We start from the raw sequence: 19,391 nt of genomic DNA, 5'->3' as shown, positions 1-19,391 counted from the left end.
AAAAAATCGTTATTCCAGGTTGGCGTGTTTGGGCCATAGGTCTTCTTTGGTCAACTTTGATTCTTGCCAAAGCGACATAAAAACGCTCTCCAGGATAAATAATATAAACTGTTCAAAAAGGCTGCCTGCATACTGCTCGGAGACCGAAGCCCCAAAGTCAGTTTTTGTTGCCGCTTTTATGAATATGATATGGTCTGCCACTTCTGCTAATTTACTTTCTGCATCGGCAGTCAGCGCAATAACTGTTGCTTTTTGAGCCTTCGCTTTCACCGCTGATGAGAGTACTGAAGAAGTAGTGCCAGATCCTGATGCTAGCAGTAACAAATCACCTTCAAGAATGGCGGGTGTATTCGTTTCTCCTACTATGAATACCGTATAGCCTAAATGCATAAATCTCATGGCTGCCATTTTTAATGCAAGTCCGCTTCTCCCTGCTGCCATTACAAAAATTCGTTTGGCTACTTTAATTTCGTTAACCAAAACCTTTATCTCTTGAGGATTAATCTCATTTGCTAATTTTAGGTTTTCCTCCAAAATAACATGCAGATTTTTGTTTGTCAAAGTGTTACTATTCATTTTGTTTTATTTTTAAATAAGCGATACGCTCCTACTATCATTCAAATTAGTACACCAATGAAATTGGGTAATTTTGATCGATTTTTTTTCGAGTGTGTGAGGTATTGCGTGATTGAAATTACAGGATGCCTTTATAATTTTAATTTTTTCTATTCAGAATTAAATGGAATAATAAAGCTGTAATCGATTTTTTGCAACAGTAATTAATCTCTATTTTGAATAGTATTAATTACTGATGCAAAGATAGATCAGAAGGAAAGGAGGGATGTTATATATACAAGACTATGCGGTATAAATTTGCGCCAGGCCATTCTGAAGGTCCGTTGGCGTTTCCTTTAGCTTAGCTCTTACAAATTTATTAAGAGCTGATGGAGAGCTAAACCCAAGGTCAAATGCGATTTCTTTGTGAGAGCGATCAGTAAACAGTAATTGTCTTTTAATTTCGGTAAGGATCCGGTTGTGGATTGCATTTATTGCGGTTTCGCCAGAATATTTTTTATTTAGTGCATTTAACTTTTTAGTGCTAATAGCCAGTTTTAAGGCATAGTATTGTACAGTGCGCTCAATTTTATATTGATGGTTCAAAAGTTTTTTAAAGGCTATATAGGTATTCTGGTCAGGACCTTGAGTGTCCTGATGTAAAACAGGATGTTGGCCATGGATTGATTCAATGAGTCCCAAAAGGAAGATTTTGATATAAAAACGGGCCTGCTCTTTTTTAACTAGGCTAGGGGCATTATAAATATCCTGTATGTTCTTTATAATAGGTAGGACTTGTTCAAATTCTAGGCTAGAAAGTGCGGTACAATTAAGGTGGGCCGATAAGTTTACATTATAGGCACTGAGCTCATTTTTCAATATATCTGAACAGAACAATACTTCTTCAAATAATATAATTTTGCCAGATAAATCAGTTGACAAATTTGACAAAAAGTGGATTTGATCCGGAAACAGAATAGAAATTTTTCCTGAATTTAATAAATGAATTTTGTCTTCGATATGTACTTTAATACTTCCTGATTCCACAAGTATGATACAAAAATGATCTTTTTTATGTGGTTTCAAATAATGTTCAGCACTTGCTGTCCCAAGGTCAAAAACCCGGAAGGACAAATTTTTATCATCCGTTTTTTGAATGTTTTTTTTAATCTCAAACCTCTCTAAGTACATAGGATATTTTTTATATAAGTGCTGAGTGCGCTCTAATAAACGACTTTAATGCATCAAGTTTATTATAGAGTCATTTTAAATGATGCTTGTAAACCTAATTTATTAAATTTAAAACACTTCTTTAATACAATTTTTATTAGTAGCTTTTCAATAATAGCTTAATAATCAAGGGATTTTAATTATAAAAGGTAGTGTCAGTAATTTTAAACATTAAAGATCAAGGACAAATATACTCTTTTCTTATCTTAAGATATTGATTCAGCTTGAAATTAGGCTCAAAACTAGATTCAGTACTGTTCTTAGAGCACTAATAATGAATTTTAATTTTTATATTGAAGGAACTAACATTACCCGCAAAAAGAGTGAAACATAAATACCGTTAATTTTAACGGATGAAAAAGTACGTAAAATTGATGATCAACTTTCAAAAACTAAATTATTATGAAAACACAAAACGATAAAAAATTAGATAATCCAGTTTGGTTTTCGTTATTAGAAACGCATCAAAATTTTGCTATGAATTTTGGCAATATAAAATTCTATCCGCCGGATTATTGCCCGTTTGGTGGTTTTGAAAAAGGCGATGCTATTGCTAAGTCTATCGATAAATACGCTGCAATGGTTGATAAATTCTTTATTGTTGGAGAAAAACCAGAATTTTCAAATCTATTGACGATTAATAAAGAATTGGTTTGCCTTCAAATGATTGTTTACAATCCAATCGACATTCTAATTAATGATCGAATCATACAACTGACTGACGAACATATTGATGCTTTATATGCGTTGGTAAATTTGGTGCAGCCAGGGTATTTTAAAAAGAAAACCGCTTTATTAGGCAATTATTATGGTATTTTCAAAAACAATAAACTTGTTGCCGTGAGTGGTGAGCGCATGCAAATGAATGATTTTATCGAAGTCAGCGCAGTAGTAACACATCCCAATCATACCGGAAAAGGATACGCCAAACAATTAGTTGCCCATACAGTAAATGAAATTTTTAACCAAAATAAAATACCTTATTTACATGTAATTGAAGACAATAGCACAGCCATAACACTCTATCAAAAACTGGGTTTTACAATCAGGCAAAAAATTAGTTTTTGGTATATTACTAGGTAAACTTGTGGATTGAGAACAATTTTGTAAATCCTGAAAATGCACTAGCTGAGTCCAACTCAAAATCTGGGCAACAATAACTTAAAAAAAAATCATCATAAAAGAGTTTTTTTTAAATGATTATAAGTAGCAAGAAAGATATATTGTCGCAATTATTAAAAAGAGTTTTTGCCACAGATTGTAAGGATTAAAAAGATTTTTAAAATTACATAACGAATTAATCTGGGAATCTGTGGCAGTTATTTAGTTATTACCTCTGGGACTTTGCTTCGAGGTAGTTTATTAAAAAAGGACTAAAAACTAAGTACTTAAAACAATATTTTTCAATAAAAAACTAAACTTGAGTTTTTTACGTAACTATTATTATTAGAAACTAATATCAATAATTATGACTAGAAAAGAATTTTTTTCCAGAGTAGGATTTGGAGCAGCAACAGTTTTACTACCTGCTTGTATTGCTGGTATGGCCGTGAGCTGTAGCTCCGATGATACAAATTCAGGTCCATCAGGTACCACCAACACGACACCTCCAGCAAGTTCAAATTTCACAGTTGATGTAAGCATGGGGACTTTAGCTAAAAACGGAGGTTTTTTAGTAACCCAAGGAATAATTATCGCTAGAACCAACGCAGGTGATTTTCTAGCAGTCTCTGCTGCATGCCCTCATGAGGGAGTTATTGTTAATTATGATGAAGCAGGTAACAAATTTGTTTGTCCAAGACATAATTCTCAATTTACCAGTAAGGGAGTAGTTACAATTGGGCCTGCAGTGTCTAATTTAAAAGAGTACAAGACTTCATTAGCAGGAACAGCACTGACTGTTTTTGTGTAATAAAATTAAAACAAAGAGCTATAAGTAAGTCGAAAGTTTAAAAGTCGTAAAGTCAAAAGAATTAACTTTAAGTAAAACAGCTTTAAATCAGATTTTTACATGATTTTATCCTGATTTTAAAATACGACATTATACCATGGTTATTACTTAAGTCTCTTATTGTTAAATTAATTCTGTCTTAATTTTGTTCTCTGCTAAATTGTTGTTTAGGGAAAACAAATACTTTTATAGAAATAAAAACAACCCTAAAATGAAAAAATACACGCTGATTTTGTTTCTTTTCTTAGGAACATTTGGTTATTCTCAAAATTGGGAATCTGATTTTAATGATGCAAAAATAAAAGCAATCAAAGAAAACAAAAATATCCTTCTTGTGTTTTCAGGATCTGATTGGTGTGCGCCTTGTATTAAACTAGAAAATACAATCTGGAAGTCAGAAGATTTTAAAAATGAGGCAGAGCAAAAATGGGTCATATACAAAGCTGATTTTCCTAAGAAAAAAGCAAATTTACTGGCTGCTAATTTAACAGCTAGCAATAAAAAATTAGCTGAGCAGTACAACAAATCTGGAAATTTCCCTTTAGTGCTGTTACTGGATAAAACAGGGACCGTATTAGGAATTACTGGTTACAAAAATGTGACTCCGCAAGAATACATTCAAATCATTCATTCCTTTGAGAAATAATGAAAAAAATACTCGTACTCAGTTTTATATTCACAACGGCATTAGCAACTTCGCAAATTACGCATAAGAGAAAGTTGTTTATGTTAGGGAGTCCTTTTGAGGTTACCGCTGTTGCAAGTGATACTATAAAGGCCAACGAATATATTGATTTGGCTGTAGCCGAAGTAAAACGAATTGAGTATTTAATCTCCGATTGGATTCCAACAACGCAAATCTCCGAAATCAATCGCAATGCAGGAATACAGCCAGTAAAAGTGGATGCTGAAGTTTTTGAATTGGTCGAAAGAGCCATTAAAATCTCCCAAATTACCAATGGTGCTTTTGATATTTCGTATGCTTCCATGGACAAAATATGGAAATTTGATGGTTCCATGAAAGTAATGCCAACCGATGAAGCCATAAAAAAATCAGTCGCGAAAATTGGGTATAAAAATATTATTCTAAACCAGAAAGAACAGACTATTTTTCTAAAATCAGAAGGAATGAAATTAGGTTTGGGCGGCATTGGACAAGGCTATATTGCTGATAAAGTAAAAGATTTATTGTTTTCTAAAGGCTGTCTTTCCGGAATTATAAACGTCTCGGGAGATATTAATGCCTGGGGGAAACAACCGGACGGAAAACCTTGGACTGTAGGAATAGTAAACCCTTTGAACAAGAATAAAATTTTTGCCACGTTCCCGATAGAAGACAGTGCGGTGGAAACTTCCGGCAGTTATGAAAAATATGTGATTTTTAACGGTATTCGTTATTCGCATATTATTGATCCCAGAACGGGGTATCCGGCAAATGGTGTGGTCAGTGTCTCTGTTTTTTCCAAGCAGACTGAAATCGCTGATGCGTTGGCCACAGGAATTTTTGTACTTGGAGTAGAAGTAGGCTTGGATTTAGTAAATCAAATTAAAGGGATTGAATGTATTATTGTTGACGATAAAGGAAAAATTCACTCTTCAAATGGAATTGATATCAAAAAATATAATTAATAACAAAATGCACTCATGAAACATAAAATAGCCTTTGTATTTTTTACACTTTTGATTTTGCAATCGTGCAGTTCCATAAAAGAATACGAAAAAGAGAAAATAACTGATCCTGACATGAAGCTTTCTGCCCGAACAGCGGAACGGTATGAAACGTCTTTTCAAGTATATCGTGAAGCTGCTGGCGGAGCCAATGGTGGAAAATCAGGTGGCGGCTGTGGTTGCAATTAATTTAAAGCATCAATTCAGATTGTAAATTCCAATCCATTAGAAAATGAAAATAAAAATTTTATCTCTTTTTATCTTAATCACTGTAACTGCTTTTTCTCAAGAAAATAGTAAAGAACCCGTTTTTAAAAAAAGAGTGTTAGAAAGTACAGAAGTGGACTTTCTAGCGAGTTATTACGAGCAAGATGGATCAAGATCAGCTGTTTCTGGGGGTATTGGTTCAGAGAAACTTACAGATGTCGCTTCTAATATTGTGGTGGCAATGCCGTTGAATGAGGATGATGTCTTGACTATTGATTTAGGAATATCAGCCTATTCATCAGCTTCGTCCAGTAATATAAATCCATTTAATTCTACGGGTGCTTCTGGCAGCAGAGGCGCTAATGATCCAACAGCAGGCAGTAAAGCGGCGGCTACGGGACCCAGTGGAACGCCTTGGCAAGCTTCATCTGGTGCTTCAAGAAGTGATGAGTTAGTATCCGTTGTTGCTAATTACAGTCATAGTAGCGATTCCAGGAATTTTATTTGGAATACAGATGTTTCTTTTTCAAATGAATATGATTACACTTCAGTTGGTTTTGGTGGCGGAATCACTGGTCTTTTTAATGAAAAAAACACAGAATTGAGTTTGAAAGTAAATGCATATATAGATCAATGGAGACCTATATATCCAACGGAGCTGCACGAATATTCATTGTATGGTTCAAATTTTTTAAATCAAGGCTATTTTTTTGGTGTATCAGTTTTGGATCAGAACGGTGTATCCTCAACAGATTACCTTCCGTCTGCATTTAAACAGGTTACTACTGTTAACAGAAATTCATTTTCAGCTTCTGTAGGGTTTTCTCAGGTTTTGACTAAGAAATTACAAGTTTCCGTTTTCTTTGATGTATTGCAACAACAAGGATTATTGTCTTCTCCTTACCACCGAATTTATTTTGCAGACAAAGCCAATTTTCACATTGGACAAGCGCAATACATAAGCAATTACGAAAGTCCAAGCAACACCGGAGTTTACAAATTAGCAGATAATATCGAAAGATTACCGGATTCACGGTTTAAACTTCCCGTTGGAGCGCGTTTGAATTATTACATCAATGACCGATTTATATTACGAACTTATTATCGTTTTTATTCAGATAATTGGGATTTACAATCGCATACCGCCAGTATTGAACTTCCTGTGAAATTGTCCGATAAGTTTACTGTTTTTCCCATGTACCGCTATTATACACAAGCGGCTTCTAAATATTATGCGCCTTATGAAACGCATTTGTCAACAGAAAAATTTTATACTTCAGATGCTGATTTAGCGACATTTGATGCCAATCAATACGGTTTTGGCGTTAATTATACAGATATTTTTTCTGCAGGGAAAATTTGGAAATTTGGCTTAAAAAATATTGATTTTAGATTCAATCATTACAAACGAAGTGATAATTTGACGGCTAATATTGCTACCATTGCTTTCAAATTTGTAATGCAATAAACCCTAAATTTACAAAAAATAATAAAGATGCATATATTAATTCTTTTCAACTGCACTATTTTTATTCAGAGACCGAAAACGGAATCAAGACCAAAATACATATTACACTCATTTGTAAATGGTTGAAAACAAAATTCTAATTATCGGAACCTTTTTCGGAATTGGAATTTTGATAGCTGGAATGTTTTTAAAGAAAGATTCGTTAAAAAATACGGCGTATATTTTGTTTGTGATAGTGTCAATTTTTGTCAATAAAAGTAGGAAATTCTGGGGATGAAATTCGTCATACAGAAATTAGTGAAGACAGCGCTGTTTCTGCACCCGTGAATGAGAATACAGCTGTGAAAAAAGAATATAATAAAAAAAAAGAATAATATTCATTTAACAAAAATTAGCATTTAAGTTAAAATAAAAATTGCTTTCTAAAGAATTTAACTCGTATATTTGCAAAAGAATTAAAATAAAGCAGACAAAAATGTTTACAAATCAATTGCATCATCATCATTTTCATTATTGCTCTCAAGCGATGTGTTAATGGTATGTGTGTAAATCATCATATTCTAAAAACCCGTTTGAGTACATCAAACGGGTTTTTTATTACCCCATATTTGTACTCAATCAAAATATTTTAAACAAAAAAACAAAAAACAAAATGAGTACATTAAAAATTGCAATTCAAAAATCAGGGCGTTTAAACGAAGACAGCATTCAAATTCTAAAAGATGCAGGCATTTCAATTGATAACGGAATCGACCAATTAAAAGCAGAAGCATCCAATTTTCCTTTAGAAGTTTTGTATTTAAGAAATTCGGATATTCCTCAATATCTGATTGATGGAGTTGTGGATATTGCTATTGTGGGCGATAATTTATTAGTTGAAAAAGGCGGAGATATTGAAGTAATTCAAAAATTAGGTTTTTCAAAATGTAAAGTATCTGTTGCTGTACCAAAAGCATTTGATTACAAATCCGTTCAGGATTTAGACGGTATGCGTATTGCCACTTCTTACCCTAAAACAGTGCTTGATTTTTTTAGTTCTAAAGGTGTAAATGTCGATATTCACCAGATTTCAGGTTCGGTTGAAATAGCTCCAAACATTGGTTTAGCTGATGCTATTGTGGATATTGTTTCCAGTGGAAGTACATTATTTAAAAATAATCTAAAAGAGGTTGAAGTTATTTTTAAAAGTGAAGCGGTGTTGGCTGTTTCTCCAAAAGTAAGTCCTGAATCTCAAAAAATAATAGACACTTTAAAATTCAGAATTGAATCTGTTTTAAGAGCAAGAAAATCGAAGTATATCTTGATGAATGTGCCAAATGACAAAATTGATGCTGTTGGAAAAATTCTTCCGGTATTACGAAGTTTAACCGTTTTGCCTTTGGCACAAGAAGGATGGAGCAGCGTACACTCGGTAATCGACAAAGACACTTTCTGGGATGTGATTGATCAATTGAAAGAAGCTGGAGCTGAAGGAATTTTAGTTTGTCCAATTGAGAAAATGGTTTTGTAGAATTATGAATGATATGATTTAAAAGTGAAATCTTTCAATTTTTAAATCATTTAATCTTTGAATAAAATTAAAAATGAATAAAATATTCAATCCAAAACCCGAAAGCTGGGCTTCCATTTTAGAAAGACCTACAAAAACGGTTGATGATATAGAAGCAACAGTAAAAGAAATTTTTAAGGAAGTACAAAAGAAAGGTGATCTTGCTGTTGCGAAATACACTTCGCTTTTTGATGGTGCAATTATCGAAAATTTAGCAGTTTCTAAAGCAGAAATTGACGAGGCTATTGCTTCCATTTCTGCCGACTTAAAAGAAGCAATTTCACTTGCGAAGTCAAACATTAAAAAATTCCATACTGCTCAAAAAACAGAAAGAGTAACTGTAGAAACTATTGAAGGAGTAAATTGTTGGCAGGAAAAAAGACCCATTCAAAAAATTGGATTGTATATTCCAGGAGGAACTGCACCTTTATTTTCCACAGTCTTAATGCTTGCTGTTCCTGCAGAAATTGCAGGCTGTAACGAAATTGTTTTGTGTTCCCCTCCCGATAAAAATGGAGCTATAAATCCCGCAATATTGTATGCTGCAAATTTATGTGGTGTGACTAAAATATTAAAAGTAGGAGGTATTCAAGCAATTGCCGGAATGACTTTTGGTACGGAAACGATCCCTAAAGTGTATAAAATTTTTGGACCAGGAAATCAATATGTAACGGTAGCCAAGCAACTCGCAACTCAGTTTGGCGTAGCAATTGATATGCCGGCCGGTCCATCAGAATTATTGATTGTGGCTGATGATACAGCAGTTCCAGCTTTTGTAGCATCAGATTTATTATCTCAAGCGGAACACGGAGCGGACAGTCAGGTAATTTTAGTTTCTACTTCCAGAAAGTTAATTGAGGCTGTTGAGGCTGAAATCCAAATCCAAATAAAAGCGTTGTCAAGAAAAGCGATTGCTGAAAAAGCGATTGCTAATTCTAAATTAATTTTTGTCGAAAATGATAAAATTGCTTTGGATTTAATCAATGAATATGGACCAGAACACTTTATCATTTGTTCAGAATTTGATGATTTTTACAGTAATGGCGTTCAAAATGCGGGTTCTGTATTCATAGGAAATTATACACCTGAAAGTGCCGGTGATTATGCTTCAGGAACGAATCACACCTTGCCAACCAACGGTTACGCCAAGAATTATAGCGGTGTAAATCTGGATAGTTTTACTAAAGCAATGACTTTTCAAAAAATATCCCAAAAAGGCATACAAAATATCGGGAAAGCTATTGAAATCATGGCAGAAGCGGAGGGATTGCAAGCGCACAAAAATGCAGTTACATTACGATTAAAAGCGATTGAAAATGAAAAATAATTTCGATATAAATAATTTGGTTAGAGAAAACGTAAAGCAATTGAAACCGTATTCTTCAGCTCGTGATGAATTTGAAGGTTTTGATACTGCAGATATGATTTTTCTTGATGCCAATGAAAATCCGTTTGAAAATGGTGTAAATCGGTATCCAGATCCACAACAAGTTAGTGTAAAAGAGGTTTTGGCTAAACTAAGAAATGTCAAAACAAATCAAATCTTACTTGGTAACGGAAGTGATGAAGTGTTGGATTTATTATTCAGAGCTTTTTGTGAACCAAAAACAGATAACGTAATCACTTTGCCACCAACATACGGAATGTATGGTGTTTTGGCGAATATCAATGCAGTAGAGAACAAAGAAGTGTTGCTTTCAGAAGATTTTCAGCCGCAAATGGAGAAAATCATGGAAGCTGTTGATGCAACCACTAAAATCATCTTTTTATGTTCACCAAATAATCCAACCGGAAATTCTTTTTCGGATGAAAGTGTGGCGTATATTCTTCAAAATTTTAAGGGGTTGGTAGTAATTGATGAAGCGTATATTGACTTTTCAAAAAAAGAAAGTTGGATTAATGAATTAGACGAATATCCAAATTTGGTCATTACTCAAACACTATCAAAAGCGTACGGTTTGGCAGGAATCAGATTGGGAATTTGTTATGCATCTGCGGAAGTAATTTCGGTTTTGAATAAAATAAAACCACCATATAATGTGAATGAACTGACTCAGAAAAGAGCTTTGGAACGATTAGACAAGCCGGAAAAGATAAAATCTGAAATTGAATCTATTATAGCACAAAGAGAGGAGTTACTTAAAGCGTTACTTGATGTTAATTTTGTCGAAAAAATTTATCCTACAGAAGCCAATTTTATTTTGGTAAAAGTGGATGATGCCAATAAAAGATACGATCAATTGATTGCAAAAGGAATTGTAATTCGGAACCGAACCACCCAACCACTTTGTGAAAATACATTGCGTTTAACTGTTGGAACAACACAAGAAAACATGAAATTAATTGAGGTATTAAAATAACTTTAAACCTTAAACCTTAAACTTTTTTTAATGAAAAAAATACTTTTTATAGATCGTGACGGAACAATGGTTTTGGAACCAAATGATTATCAATTAGACAGTTTTGAAAAACTGGAATTCTATCCAAAAGCATTTCAATACCTTGGGAAAATTGCTTTGGAACTAGATTTTGAACTCGTAATGGTGACCAATCAAGATGGTTTGGGTACGGATTCGCATCCGGAAATTAACTTTTGGCCCGTGCATAATTTAATTATGAAAGCGTTTGAAAATGAAGGCGTTATTTTCAAAGAGGTATTAATTGATAAAACATTTCCGCACGAAAATGCTCCAACGCGCAAACCTGCATTAGGTTTGTTGACAAAATACATTGATAATCCGGAGTATGATTTAGCAAATTCATTCGTAATAGGAGACAGAATAACAGATGTGGAATTAGCCAAAAATTTAGGTTCAAAAGCGATTTTTATTAATACCGATGAAGAATTGGGAGGCGACGAAATTGCTTCAAAAAGAGAGGAATTAGATTCCGTTATTGCTTTGCAAACTACCGATTGGAAAGTAATTTATGAGTTTTTGAAATTAGAAGAACGCTCCGCTTCAATAAAAAGAAAAACAAATGAAACGGATATTTACATCAACGTAAACCTTGATGGAACTGGAAAAAGTCAAATTGAAACTGGAATTGCTTTTTTTGATCACATGCTCGACCAAATTGCGCGTCACGGACAAATGGATCTAGAAATTCTTGTAAAAGGTGATTTGGAAGTAGACGAACACCACACAATTGAAGATACAGCAATTGCACTTGGAGAAGTTTTTGCGAAAGCATTAGGAAATAAATTAGGAATAGAACGTTACGGTTTTTGTTTGCCAATGGACGACTGTTTAGCGCAAGTGGCTATTGATTTTGGAGGCAGAAACTGGCTGGTTTGGGAATCCGAATTCAAACGGGAGATGGTCGGAAAAATGCCAACGGAGATGTTTTATCATTTCTTCAAATCTTTCTCCGATGGAGCGAAAGCCAACATCAATATAAAGGCAGAAGGAACGAACGAACATCACAAGATTGAAGCCATTTTTAAAGCTTTTGCCAAAGCAATAAAAGTAGCCGTAAAGCGGGATACAGAAAAAATGATTTTGCCAAGTACAAAGGGGATGCTTTAATTTAGTCGAAAGACAAAAGTCTTAAAGTCTTAAAGTGCTCCGGCATTGACTTTATGACTTTTGACTTTACAACATTAAGACCAATATAAATGAAAACAGTAATCATAAATTACGGTGCAGGCAATATTCAAAGTATTATGTTTGCCATCGAAAGATTGGGATTCAAAGCCATTTTGAGTAATAATCCAGAAGAAATTAAAGTAGCAGACAAAGTGATCTTTCCAGGCGTTGGAGAAGCAAGTTCCGCAATGAAAATGCTTTTAGAAAGTGGTTTAGACACTTTGATTCCAACCTTGAAACAACCTGTTTTGGGAATATGTTTGGGAATGCAACTGATGTGCAACAAATCGGAGGAAGGGAATACCAAAGGTTTGGGAATTTTTGATATTGATGTGATTAAGTTTACGCCAAAAGTAAAAGTACCACAAATGGGGTGGAACCAAATTTACAACTTGAAATCAGATTTATTCAAAGGAATTGCAGAGAACGAATACATGTACTTGGTCCATAGTTTTTATGCTCCTATTTGTACAGAAACCATTGCCACAACTAATTACGAGCTAGAATATTCCTCAGCATTGGAAAATGAAAATTTTTATGGAACTCAATTTCATCCTGAAAAAAGTGGTGATGTTGGAGAACAAATTTTGGGTAATTTCTTAAAATTAAAGGATTGAAAAATTCAAAGATTGAAAAATTAGAGAATCAAATAGTTCTTTAATTAACATTCCCAATCTTTAAATAATTCAATTTTTAAATCTTTAAATTAAAAATAAATGAGAATAATACCTGCAATAGACATCATTGATGGAAAATGTGTTCGCTTGTCAAAAGGCGATTACAATACTAAAATTATATACAATGAAAATCCGCTTGAAGTGGCCAAATCATTTGAAGCTCACGGTATAGAATACCTGCACCTGGTTGATTTAGACGGAGCAAAGTCAAGCCAAATTGTGAATTATAAAATATTAGAGCAAATAGCTTCTAAAACCAAATTGAAAATTGATTTTGGTGGTGGATTAAAATCCGATTCCGATTTGAAAATTGCTTTTGAAAGTGGTGCCAATCAAATTACCGGCGGAAGTATAGCCGTTAAAAATAGAGAACTATTCGAAAAATGGATTGCAGAATACGGTGCTGATAAAATTATTTTGGGAGCAGATGCCAACAATGAAAAAGTAGCGGTCTCTGGTTGGCTGGAGGATTCTAATGAAGAATTGATTCCCTTTATACAAGAGTATCAAAATAAGGGAATTCAGTATGTAATTTGTACCGATATTGCCAAAGACGGTATGCTTGAAGGACCATCCTTTGATTTATATAAAAAAATTATTAATCAATGCACTGTCACTTCGAGCGCGTCATCTCGAGCGCAGTCGAGAGGCGAGAAGTTGGCGGAATCCAATGGCATAAAATTAATTGCTTCGGGAGGAATTTCTACTTTTGACGAATTACCAAAACTAGCCGAATTAGGCTGTGAAGGAACAATAATTGGTAAGGCAATTTATGAAGGACGAATTTCATTGAAACAATTAGAAAAATATATAATAAAATAGATTGTTTCACAAAGACACACAAAGATGACACTAAGATTCACCAAGAATTTTGTGAATCTTAGTGAAACTTCGTGAATCTCTGTGTAATAAAAACAATAATGCTTACAAAAAGAATTATTCCCTGTCTCGACATTAAAAACGGAAGAACCGTAAAAGGTATTAATTTTGTGGACTTGCGTGACGCAGGAGATCCAGTGGAATTAGCTAAAATATATTCAGATGAAGGTGCGGATGAATTGGTCTTTCTAGATATTTCTGCCACGGAAGAAAGAAGAAAAACCTTAGTTGATTTGGTTCGTAAAGTCGCTTCCACGATTAATATTCCATTTACTGTTGGTGGTGGAATTTCCTCCGTTGAAGATGTTGAAATTTTGTTGCAAAACGGGGCGGATAAAGTTTCTATTAATTCTTCAGCGGTCAAAAACCCGCAGTTGATTAATGATTTGGCACAAAAATTTGGCAGTCAATGTGTAGTGGTTGCAATTGATGCCAAACAAATTGACGGGCAATGGATTGTTCATTTAGTAGGAGGAAAAGTGCCTACCGAATTGAATTTGTTTGATTGGGCCAAAGAAGTGGAAGAACGTGGTGCAGGTGAAATCTTATTCACGTCAATGGACAATGACGGAACTAAAAACGGTTTTGCAAACGAAGCTTTGGCAACACTTTCGGAATTAGTTAATATCCCTATAATTGCTTCTGGTGGTGCGGGAAACATACAGCATTTTGTGGACACTTTTCTGGGAGGAAAAGCAGACGCAGCATTGGCCGCAAGTGTATTTCATTTTAAAGAAATTGAAATCAAAACATTAAAAACAGCCCTTAAAAATAATAATATCGAAGTTAGGATATAGAAACAGATAATAGAATAAAGAGAAAAGAAAATCGGATTAGATAATCTTTCAATCTTTAATTTTTCAATCTTTAAATTAAAAACATGAACATAGATTTCTCAAAAAACACAGACGGATTAATTCCAGCAATCATTCAAGACAGTGAAACCAAAACGGTTTTGATGTTGGGTTATATGAATGCCGAAGCGTATCAAAAAACGATAGACACTAAAAAAGTAACCTTTTACAGTCGAAGTAAGCAAAGGCTTTGGACAAAAGGCGAGGAAAGTGGCAATTTTCTAAATCTGATCGACATCAAAAACGACTGTGATAATGATACGCTATTGATTCAGGTAAAACCAGAAGGGCCAACATGTCATAAAGGTACAGATACATGCTGGGCTGACGAAAACAAAGCAGATTATGGCTTTATTTCGGATTTAGAAGATACAATCCAACTTCGAAGAGAAAATGCAGATTCAGAAAAAAGTTACGTTGCTTCTTTATTCAAATTAGGGATGAACAAAATTGCCCAAAAAGTAGGTGAGGAAGCGATTGAAGTGGTTATTGAAGCCAAAGATGACAATGATGATTTGTTTTTGAGTGAAAGTGCTGATTTACTTTTTCATTATCTTATCTTATTGCAAGCCAAAGGGTTTGAGTTAGATGATGTGGTAACAGTTTTAAAAAGCCGTCAGAAGAAAAATTAGCATACTTACTTTTTTTACATAAAACCCAATAGAAAATTCATTTGCTATTGGGTTTTCTTTTTTCTTTTATTTCCAATAGCAATCCACTATATTTACTTTTATTTTAAAATTAAAGCAGCACATGCAAGTAATGAATTCAGACAATACCACCTTTAATCCTGATGCAAACAATTTTATACTAAATACTGGACTACACATAATTCTAACTACTGATGAAGATGATGCTCGGCCGGTTTATATTTCAGGGAATTTTAATAATTGGCGCACACAGGACAACGAATTTCTGATGGAGAAGATAGGGAACCGTTCGTATCATTACAAATTCCCACATGATTTTGATTATCCAGAGATGCTTTTGTATAAATTTACGAAAGGAGATTGGAGCGATGTTGAGATTAACAGTCATGGGAATCGTACCGAAAATCGCTCTACATTAGCACATACTGGCATTCAAAAAGAACACGTTGAGAGATGGAGAAAAAACTGGTTGCCTTTTAAACAATCTTTTTTACCTCAAGTGCAATTGATTTCGGATGAATTTGAAATTCCCCAACTCAATAAAACCAGGAAAATATGGGCGTTATTACCCCATGATTATGACAAATCGAGTGAAAGTTATCCGGTTATGTATTTGCAGGATGCTCAAAATTTATTCAATGAATCAGCTGAATTTGGCAATTGGGAAATTGATAAAAAACTGGCAGTTATGTCAGAATATAAAATCGGAAAAATTATAATTATTGCTATTGAACACGCCGAAGAAGATCGCATCAAAGAATACAATGTAGGGAAAACTGTTCTAGGAAAGGGACAAGGCAAGAAATACATTCGCTTTGTGACTGATACATTAAAACCCTACGTAGATCGCAATTTTAGAACCAAAAAAGAACGGGAATTCACCGGAATTGGAGGAAGCTCAATGGGTGGATTAGTTAGTATTTTTAGTGGATTAAGAAATCCTGAAGTGTATGGGAAATTAATGATTTTTTCGCCCTCGCTTTGGGTCGTTCCTGAATTAAAAATCAATACTGAAAAAGCTAATTCAGCAGATACAAAAATCTATTTATATGCCGGTGGCGATGAAAGTATAACGATGATTGAACATATCAAAAGTTTTAAAGATAGTTTGATTTCAAGTGAATTTGTAAAAGAAAAATCGAATATTAATTTAAGTATTAACAAGCAGGGAAAACATAGCGAAACCTACTGGAGTGACGAGTTTCCAAAAGCAATTGAATGGTTGTTTTTTAATGAAAAAGAAGTGTAGAGATGCGATTTATCGCGTCTATTACAGAGTATAGATAAAAAAACGACATTAATGTTGAATTTCATCCAATAACAACAGCCATAAAAAAAGAATAAATGAGAACAAGTACAATAACTAATTCAGATGATTTTTCAGGTACAATTTTAATTCCGGTTTTTGAAACCTATTCAAAAAGTATTGTTCCCATTACATTTAATGGATTGGAAATTGCTTCCAAAGTTTTTTTTGGTAAAAAGGACACACACTATTTGGCCGAAAAAAATGATAATACGTATGTTTTTATTGGCTTGGGAAAAACGATAGATTATAAATCGTTAAAAACTATTTTTCGCCGTATTTCATCGAAACAAAAAGAAAATTTAAGTTTGAGTGTAGCTTTAGTTATACCCGAACAATTTATTGAGGATCAGGTTGAAGCTATGATTTCAGGATTGTTTTTGGGAACGTATGATTTAGGTCATTTTAAATCGGAGAAAAGCGTACATCCTTTTTTAGAACCAGATTTTAGCTTGAGTTTATTATCTGAAAAAGAGCATTTGGCTACAGCCAAAAAAGGAATTAAAATTGCCAAAGCGCAACTAGCAACCTATGATTTAGTCGATTTGCCTCCGAATACAATTAATCCAAAATACTTGTCGAATTGGGCTAAAGAGACTGGGCAGAAATATGGGTTTGACGTAGAAGTTCTCGGTTATGAAGCTTCTAAAATTGCAGGTCTTGGCGCTTTTTTAGCCGTAGGAAAAGGAAGCGAGAATGAACCTCAATTTATCATTATGAAGTATACTCCTGTTGTTGAAGTAAAACACCTAAAACATGTTGGATTGGTGGGGAAAGGAATCACCTTTGATACTGGTGGATTAAATATAAAAACGGCAGGAATGGTCCACATGAAGTGTGATATGGCTGGTGGTGCGGCAGTATTTGGGGCGATGCAACTTATAGCCGATTTACAATTGCCAGTCAAAGTAACTGCTATTGTTCCTTGTGCCGAAAACTCGGTTGACAGCAAGTCCTTTTTACCTAGTGATGTAATTCACAGTTACAGTGGACATTCAATAGAAATAATTGATACTGATGCAGAAGGCAGACTCATTTTAGCCGATGGATTATCGTATTTGATTAAAAATTTCAAACCGGAATATATTGTGGATATCGCCACACTTACTGGAAGCAGCGTGGGTACTTTTGGGTATGAATGTGGTGCTTTGTTTACCAACAATGCAGAAATGGCTAAGAAATTGCAAGAAAACGGAGATGCAATAGGAGAGCGTTTGTGGCCTTTACCGCTTTGGGATGTTTATAAATCAGACATAGAAAGTGATATTGCCGATGTAAAAAATTATAGCGGAAAACCAGTTGCCGGAGCCATAAGTGCCGCCAAATTTTTAGAATATTTCACCCAAGAACACAACGCTTGGGCGCATCTTGATGTAGCTGGAGTGGCATTTGGTGAGGATGAATTTGCTAAAAGTAAGCATGCAACAGCGTATGGTGTTCATTTATTAACTAAATTCATAGAAAATTTATAACCTATGGAAAACGCTAAAACCTTTCTTTGTATTTCAAATTATTTCAAAGGTGCCGATTTTTTAATTAATTTAAAAAAATTAGGCAACAAAGTCTATTTAGTGACAAGCGAAAAACTCAGAGACAAGCCATGGCCACACCAACATATTGATGAGATTTTTTATATGAAAGGCCAAGATGTCGATTGGAATTTAGAACATCTGTTATTAGGTGTTGGTAATTTTATGAAAACTACTAAAGTAGATGCCATTGTTGCGTTAGACGATTATGATGTAGAAAAAGCCACGTATCTAAGGGAAAACCTCCGTATTGATGGGATGGGACAAACTACGGGACGTTATTTTAGAGATAAATTAGCGATGCGAATGAGAGCCAAAAGTTGTGGAATTTCTATTCCTGCTTTTTGTTCTTTGTTTAATGACCATGACATCAATACTTTTGCAGATGCTATTCCTGCTCCATGGGTTTTGAAACCACGTTCCGAAGCTTCTGCAACAGGAATTATAAAAATAGAGGACAAAGAGCGTTTGTGGATCCATATTAATGAAATGGGGAATAATAGATTCAAATATCTATTGGAACAATTCAAACCTGGTGATGTGTATCATTGTGACAGTTTGATTTCGGATAGCAAAGTAATCTTCAGTTTGACTTCTAGATATTTAGCTACACCAATGGAAATATCTCAAGGTGGCGGCGTTTTCCGTTCGGCAAATAGTAAATACAAATCAGAGGATGATATCGCGATAAAAAAAATAAATGAACAAGTGATGAAAGGTTTTGGGTTGAAACATGGAGCCGCTCATACAGAGTTCATCAAAAGTAATGAAGATGGACAGATTTATTTCTTGGAAACTTCTTCACGAGTAGGAGGAGCGCATTTGGCCGAAATGGTTGCTGAAGCTTCGAATATTAATTTATGGAAAGAGTGGGCGGCAATTGAAGACGCTTTGGTCAAAGGAACGAAGTACAGTTTACCAAAAGTAAAAAAAGGATATGCCGGAATCGTTTTGACTTTAACAAAATTCCAGCATCCTAATTTATCTTCGTTTTCAGATCCGGAAGTTTGCTTTAGAATACCCTTAGAATATCATGCAGGACTTATTGTCAAATCAGATAATCAAGAAAGAATTTTAGAATTGCTAGAGGAGTATGGCAAACGTTTAGCCAATGATTTTACTGCTGTAGTAGAACAAAGCAAAGTAACCCAGCATTAATTTTTGTGTTTTAATCTAATGAAAAAGCGACTATTTTAATTGGATAGTCGCTTTTTTATTAAACTTTACTTAAAGTTCAATTGAGCATATTAGTATACCTTAGCAACAAATTTTTTTAAATTA

General features: G+C 34.2%; 20 protein-coding genes. 18 read left to right on the top strand and 2 right to left on the bottom strand.

Going from position 1 to position 19,391, the window contains the following annotated elements:
- Positions 1 to 9: 9 nt before the first annotated feature.
- Together hxlB and EKM05_RS03130 are read right to left on the bottom strand one after the other, a co-directional pair.
- Positions 10 to 576: a 6-phospho-3-hexuloisomerase gene (hxlB, locus tag EKM05_RS03135; protein WP_126459272.1), complete on the bottom strand. Its 567-nt coding sequence runs from the start codon at positions 574 to 576 to the stop codon at positions 10 to 12.
- 282 nt (positions 577 to 858) lie between these two features.
- A complete protein-coding gene (locus EKM05_RS03130) occupies positions 859 to 1,689 on the bottom strand; it encodes a helix-turn-helix transcriptional regulator (protein ID WP_233590867.1) in 831 nt (276 codons plus the stop codon).
- Positions 1,690 to 2,187: 498 nt separating this feature from the next.
- On the opposite strand from EKM05_RS03130, the gene EKM05_RS03125 reads away from it, so the two are divergent.
- From EKM05_RS03125 to EKM05_RS03045, 18 genes are all read left to right on the top strand, one after another.
- The gene (locus tag EKM05_RS03125; protein ID WP_126553419.1) at positions 2,188 to 2,868 is read left to right on the top strand and encodes a GNAT family N-acetyltransferase; all 681 of its coding nucleotides are present in this window, start codon (positions 2,188 to 2,190) and stop codon (positions 2,866 to 2,868) included.
- Positions 2,869 to 3,253: 385 nt separating this feature from the next.
- A complete protein-coding gene (locus EKM05_RS03120) occupies positions 3,254 to 3,697 on the top strand; it encodes a ubiquinol-cytochrome c reductase iron-sulfur subunit (protein ID WP_126553417.1) in 444 nt (147 codons plus the stop codon).
- A gap of 250 nt (positions 3,698 to 3,947) precedes the next feature.
- The gene (locus EKM05_RS03115; protein WP_126459286.1) at positions 3,948 to 4,382 is read left to right on the top strand and encodes a thioredoxin family protein; all 435 of its coding nucleotides are present in this window, start codon (positions 3,948 to 3,950) and stop codon (positions 4,380 to 4,382) included.
- Positions 4,382 to 5,365: an FAD:protein FMN transferase gene (locus tag EKM05_RS03110; RefSeq protein WP_126459289.1), complete on the top strand. Its 984-nt coding sequence runs from the start codon at positions 4,382 to 4,384 to the stop codon at positions 5,363 to 5,365. The genes EKM05_RS03115 and EKM05_RS03110 overlap by 1 nt, the downstream gene beginning before the upstream one ends.
- 15 nt (positions 5,366 to 5,380) lie before the next feature.
- Positions 5,381 to 5,593 carry a DUF4266 domain-containing protein gene (locus EKM05_RS03105; RefSeq protein ID WP_126451655.1) on the top strand — a complete coding sequence of 71 codons (213 nt, stop codon included), beginning with the start codon at positions 5,381 to 5,383 and terminating at the stop codon, positions 5,591 to 5,593.
- 43 nt (positions 5,594 to 5,636) lie between these two features.
- On the top strand, positions 5,637 to 7,079 hold the full coding sequence (locus EKM05_RS03100; RefSeq protein WP_126553415.1) for a DUF3570 domain-containing protein: 1,443 nt from the start codon (positions 5,637 to 5,639) through the stop codon (positions 7,077 to 7,079).
- A gap of 245 nt (positions 7,080 to 7,324) precedes the next feature.
- Positions 7,325 to 7,453 carry a hypothetical protein gene (locus EKM05_RS14725; RefSeq protein WP_255416388.1) on the top strand — a complete coding sequence of 43 codons (129 nt, stop codon included), beginning with the start codon at positions 7,325 to 7,327 and terminating at the stop codon, positions 7,451 to 7,453.
- A gap of 278 nt (positions 7,454 to 7,731) precedes the next feature.
- Positions 7,732 to 8,589 carry an ATP phosphoribosyltransferase gene (gene hisG, locus EKM05_RS03095; protein WP_126553413.1) on the top strand — a complete coding sequence of 286 codons (858 nt, stop codon included), beginning with the start codon at positions 7,732 to 7,734 and terminating at the stop codon, positions 8,587 to 8,589.
- Between the two features lie 73 nt (positions 8,590 to 8,662).
- Complete coding sequence (gene hisD, locus EKM05_RS03090) at positions 8,663 to 9,955, top strand: histidinol dehydrogenase (RefSeq protein ID WP_126553411.1); 1,293 nt, start codon at positions 8,663 to 8,665, stop codon at positions 9,953 to 9,955.
- Complete coding sequence (gene hisC / locus EKM05_RS03085) at positions 9,945 to 10,988, top strand: histidinol-phosphate transaminase (protein ID WP_126553409.1); 1,044 nt, start codon at positions 9,945 to 9,947, stop codon at positions 10,986 to 10,988. Before hisD ends, hisC begins: the two co-directional genes overlap by 11 nt.
- Before the next feature lie 30 nt (positions 10,989 to 11,018).
- Positions 11,019 to 12,155, top strand: coding sequence for a bifunctional histidinol-phosphatase/imidazoleglycerol-phosphate dehydratase HisB (hisB, locus tag EKM05_RS03080; protein ID WP_126553407.1), 1,137 nt, complete (start codon positions 11,019 to 11,021; stop codon positions 12,153 to 12,155).
- An 89-nt stretch (positions 12,156 to 12,244) separates the two neighbouring features.
- Entirely contained in the window at positions 12,245 to 12,832 is a 588-nt protein-coding gene (hisH, locus tag EKM05_RS03075; RefSeq protein WP_126459307.1) for an imidazole glycerol phosphate synthase subunit HisH, read from the top strand.
- A 99-nt stretch (positions 12,833 to 12,931) separates the two neighbouring features.
- Positions 12,932 to 13,714, top strand: a complete 783-nt coding sequence (locus tag EKM05_RS03070; protein WP_126553405.1) for a HisA/HisF-related TIM barrel protein — start codon at positions 12,932 to 12,934, stop codon at positions 13,712 to 13,714.
- Between the two features lie 98 nt (positions 13,715 to 13,812).
- Complete coding sequence (hisF, locus tag EKM05_RS03065) at positions 13,813 to 14,568, top strand: imidazole glycerol phosphate synthase subunit HisF (RefSeq protein WP_126553403.1); 756 nt, start codon at positions 13,813 to 13,815, stop codon at positions 14,566 to 14,568.
- An 83-nt stretch (positions 14,569 to 14,651) separates the two neighbouring features.
- Positions 14,652 to 15,257 carry a bifunctional phosphoribosyl-AMP cyclohydrolase/phosphoribosyl-ATP diphosphatase HisIE gene (gene hisIE / locus EKM05_RS03060; RefSeq protein ID WP_126553401.1) on the top strand — a complete coding sequence of 202 codons (606 nt, stop codon included), beginning with the start codon at positions 14,652 to 14,654 and terminating at the stop codon, positions 15,255 to 15,257.
- Positions 15,258 to 15,378: 121 nt separating this feature from the next.
- Positions 15,379 to 16,524 (top strand): alpha/beta hydrolase, encoded by a 1,146-nt coding sequence (locus EKM05_RS03055; RefSeq protein ID WP_233590866.1) that lies wholly within the window; start codon positions 15,379 to 15,381, stop codon positions 16,522 to 16,524.
- A gap of 95 nt (positions 16,525 to 16,619) precedes the next feature.
- On the top strand, positions 16,620 to 18,053 hold the full coding sequence (locus tag EKM05_RS03050) for a M17 family metallopeptidase (protein WP_126553399.1): 1,434 nt from the start codon (positions 16,620 to 16,622) through the stop codon (positions 18,051 to 18,053).
- Positions 18,054 to 18,056: 3 nt separating this feature from the next.
- Positions 18,057 to 19,268 carry an acetyl-CoA carboxylase biotin carboxylase subunit family protein gene (locus EKM05_RS03045; RefSeq protein ID WP_126459322.1) on the top strand — a complete coding sequence of 404 codons (1,212 nt, stop codon included), beginning with the start codon at positions 18,057 to 18,059 and terminating at the stop codon, positions 19,266 to 19,268.
- The last annotated feature ends 123 nt before the right edge of the window (positions 19,269 to 19,391 follow it).

This window comes from Flavobacterium sp. GSP27, from assembly GCF_003970395.1.
Taxonomy (GTDB): Bacteria; Bacteroidota; Bacteroidia; order Flavobacteriales; family Flavobacteriaceae; genus Flavobacterium.
Note: the sequence above shows the minus strand (reverse complement) of the source record. Positions and strands in the feature narration are given on the sequence as shown.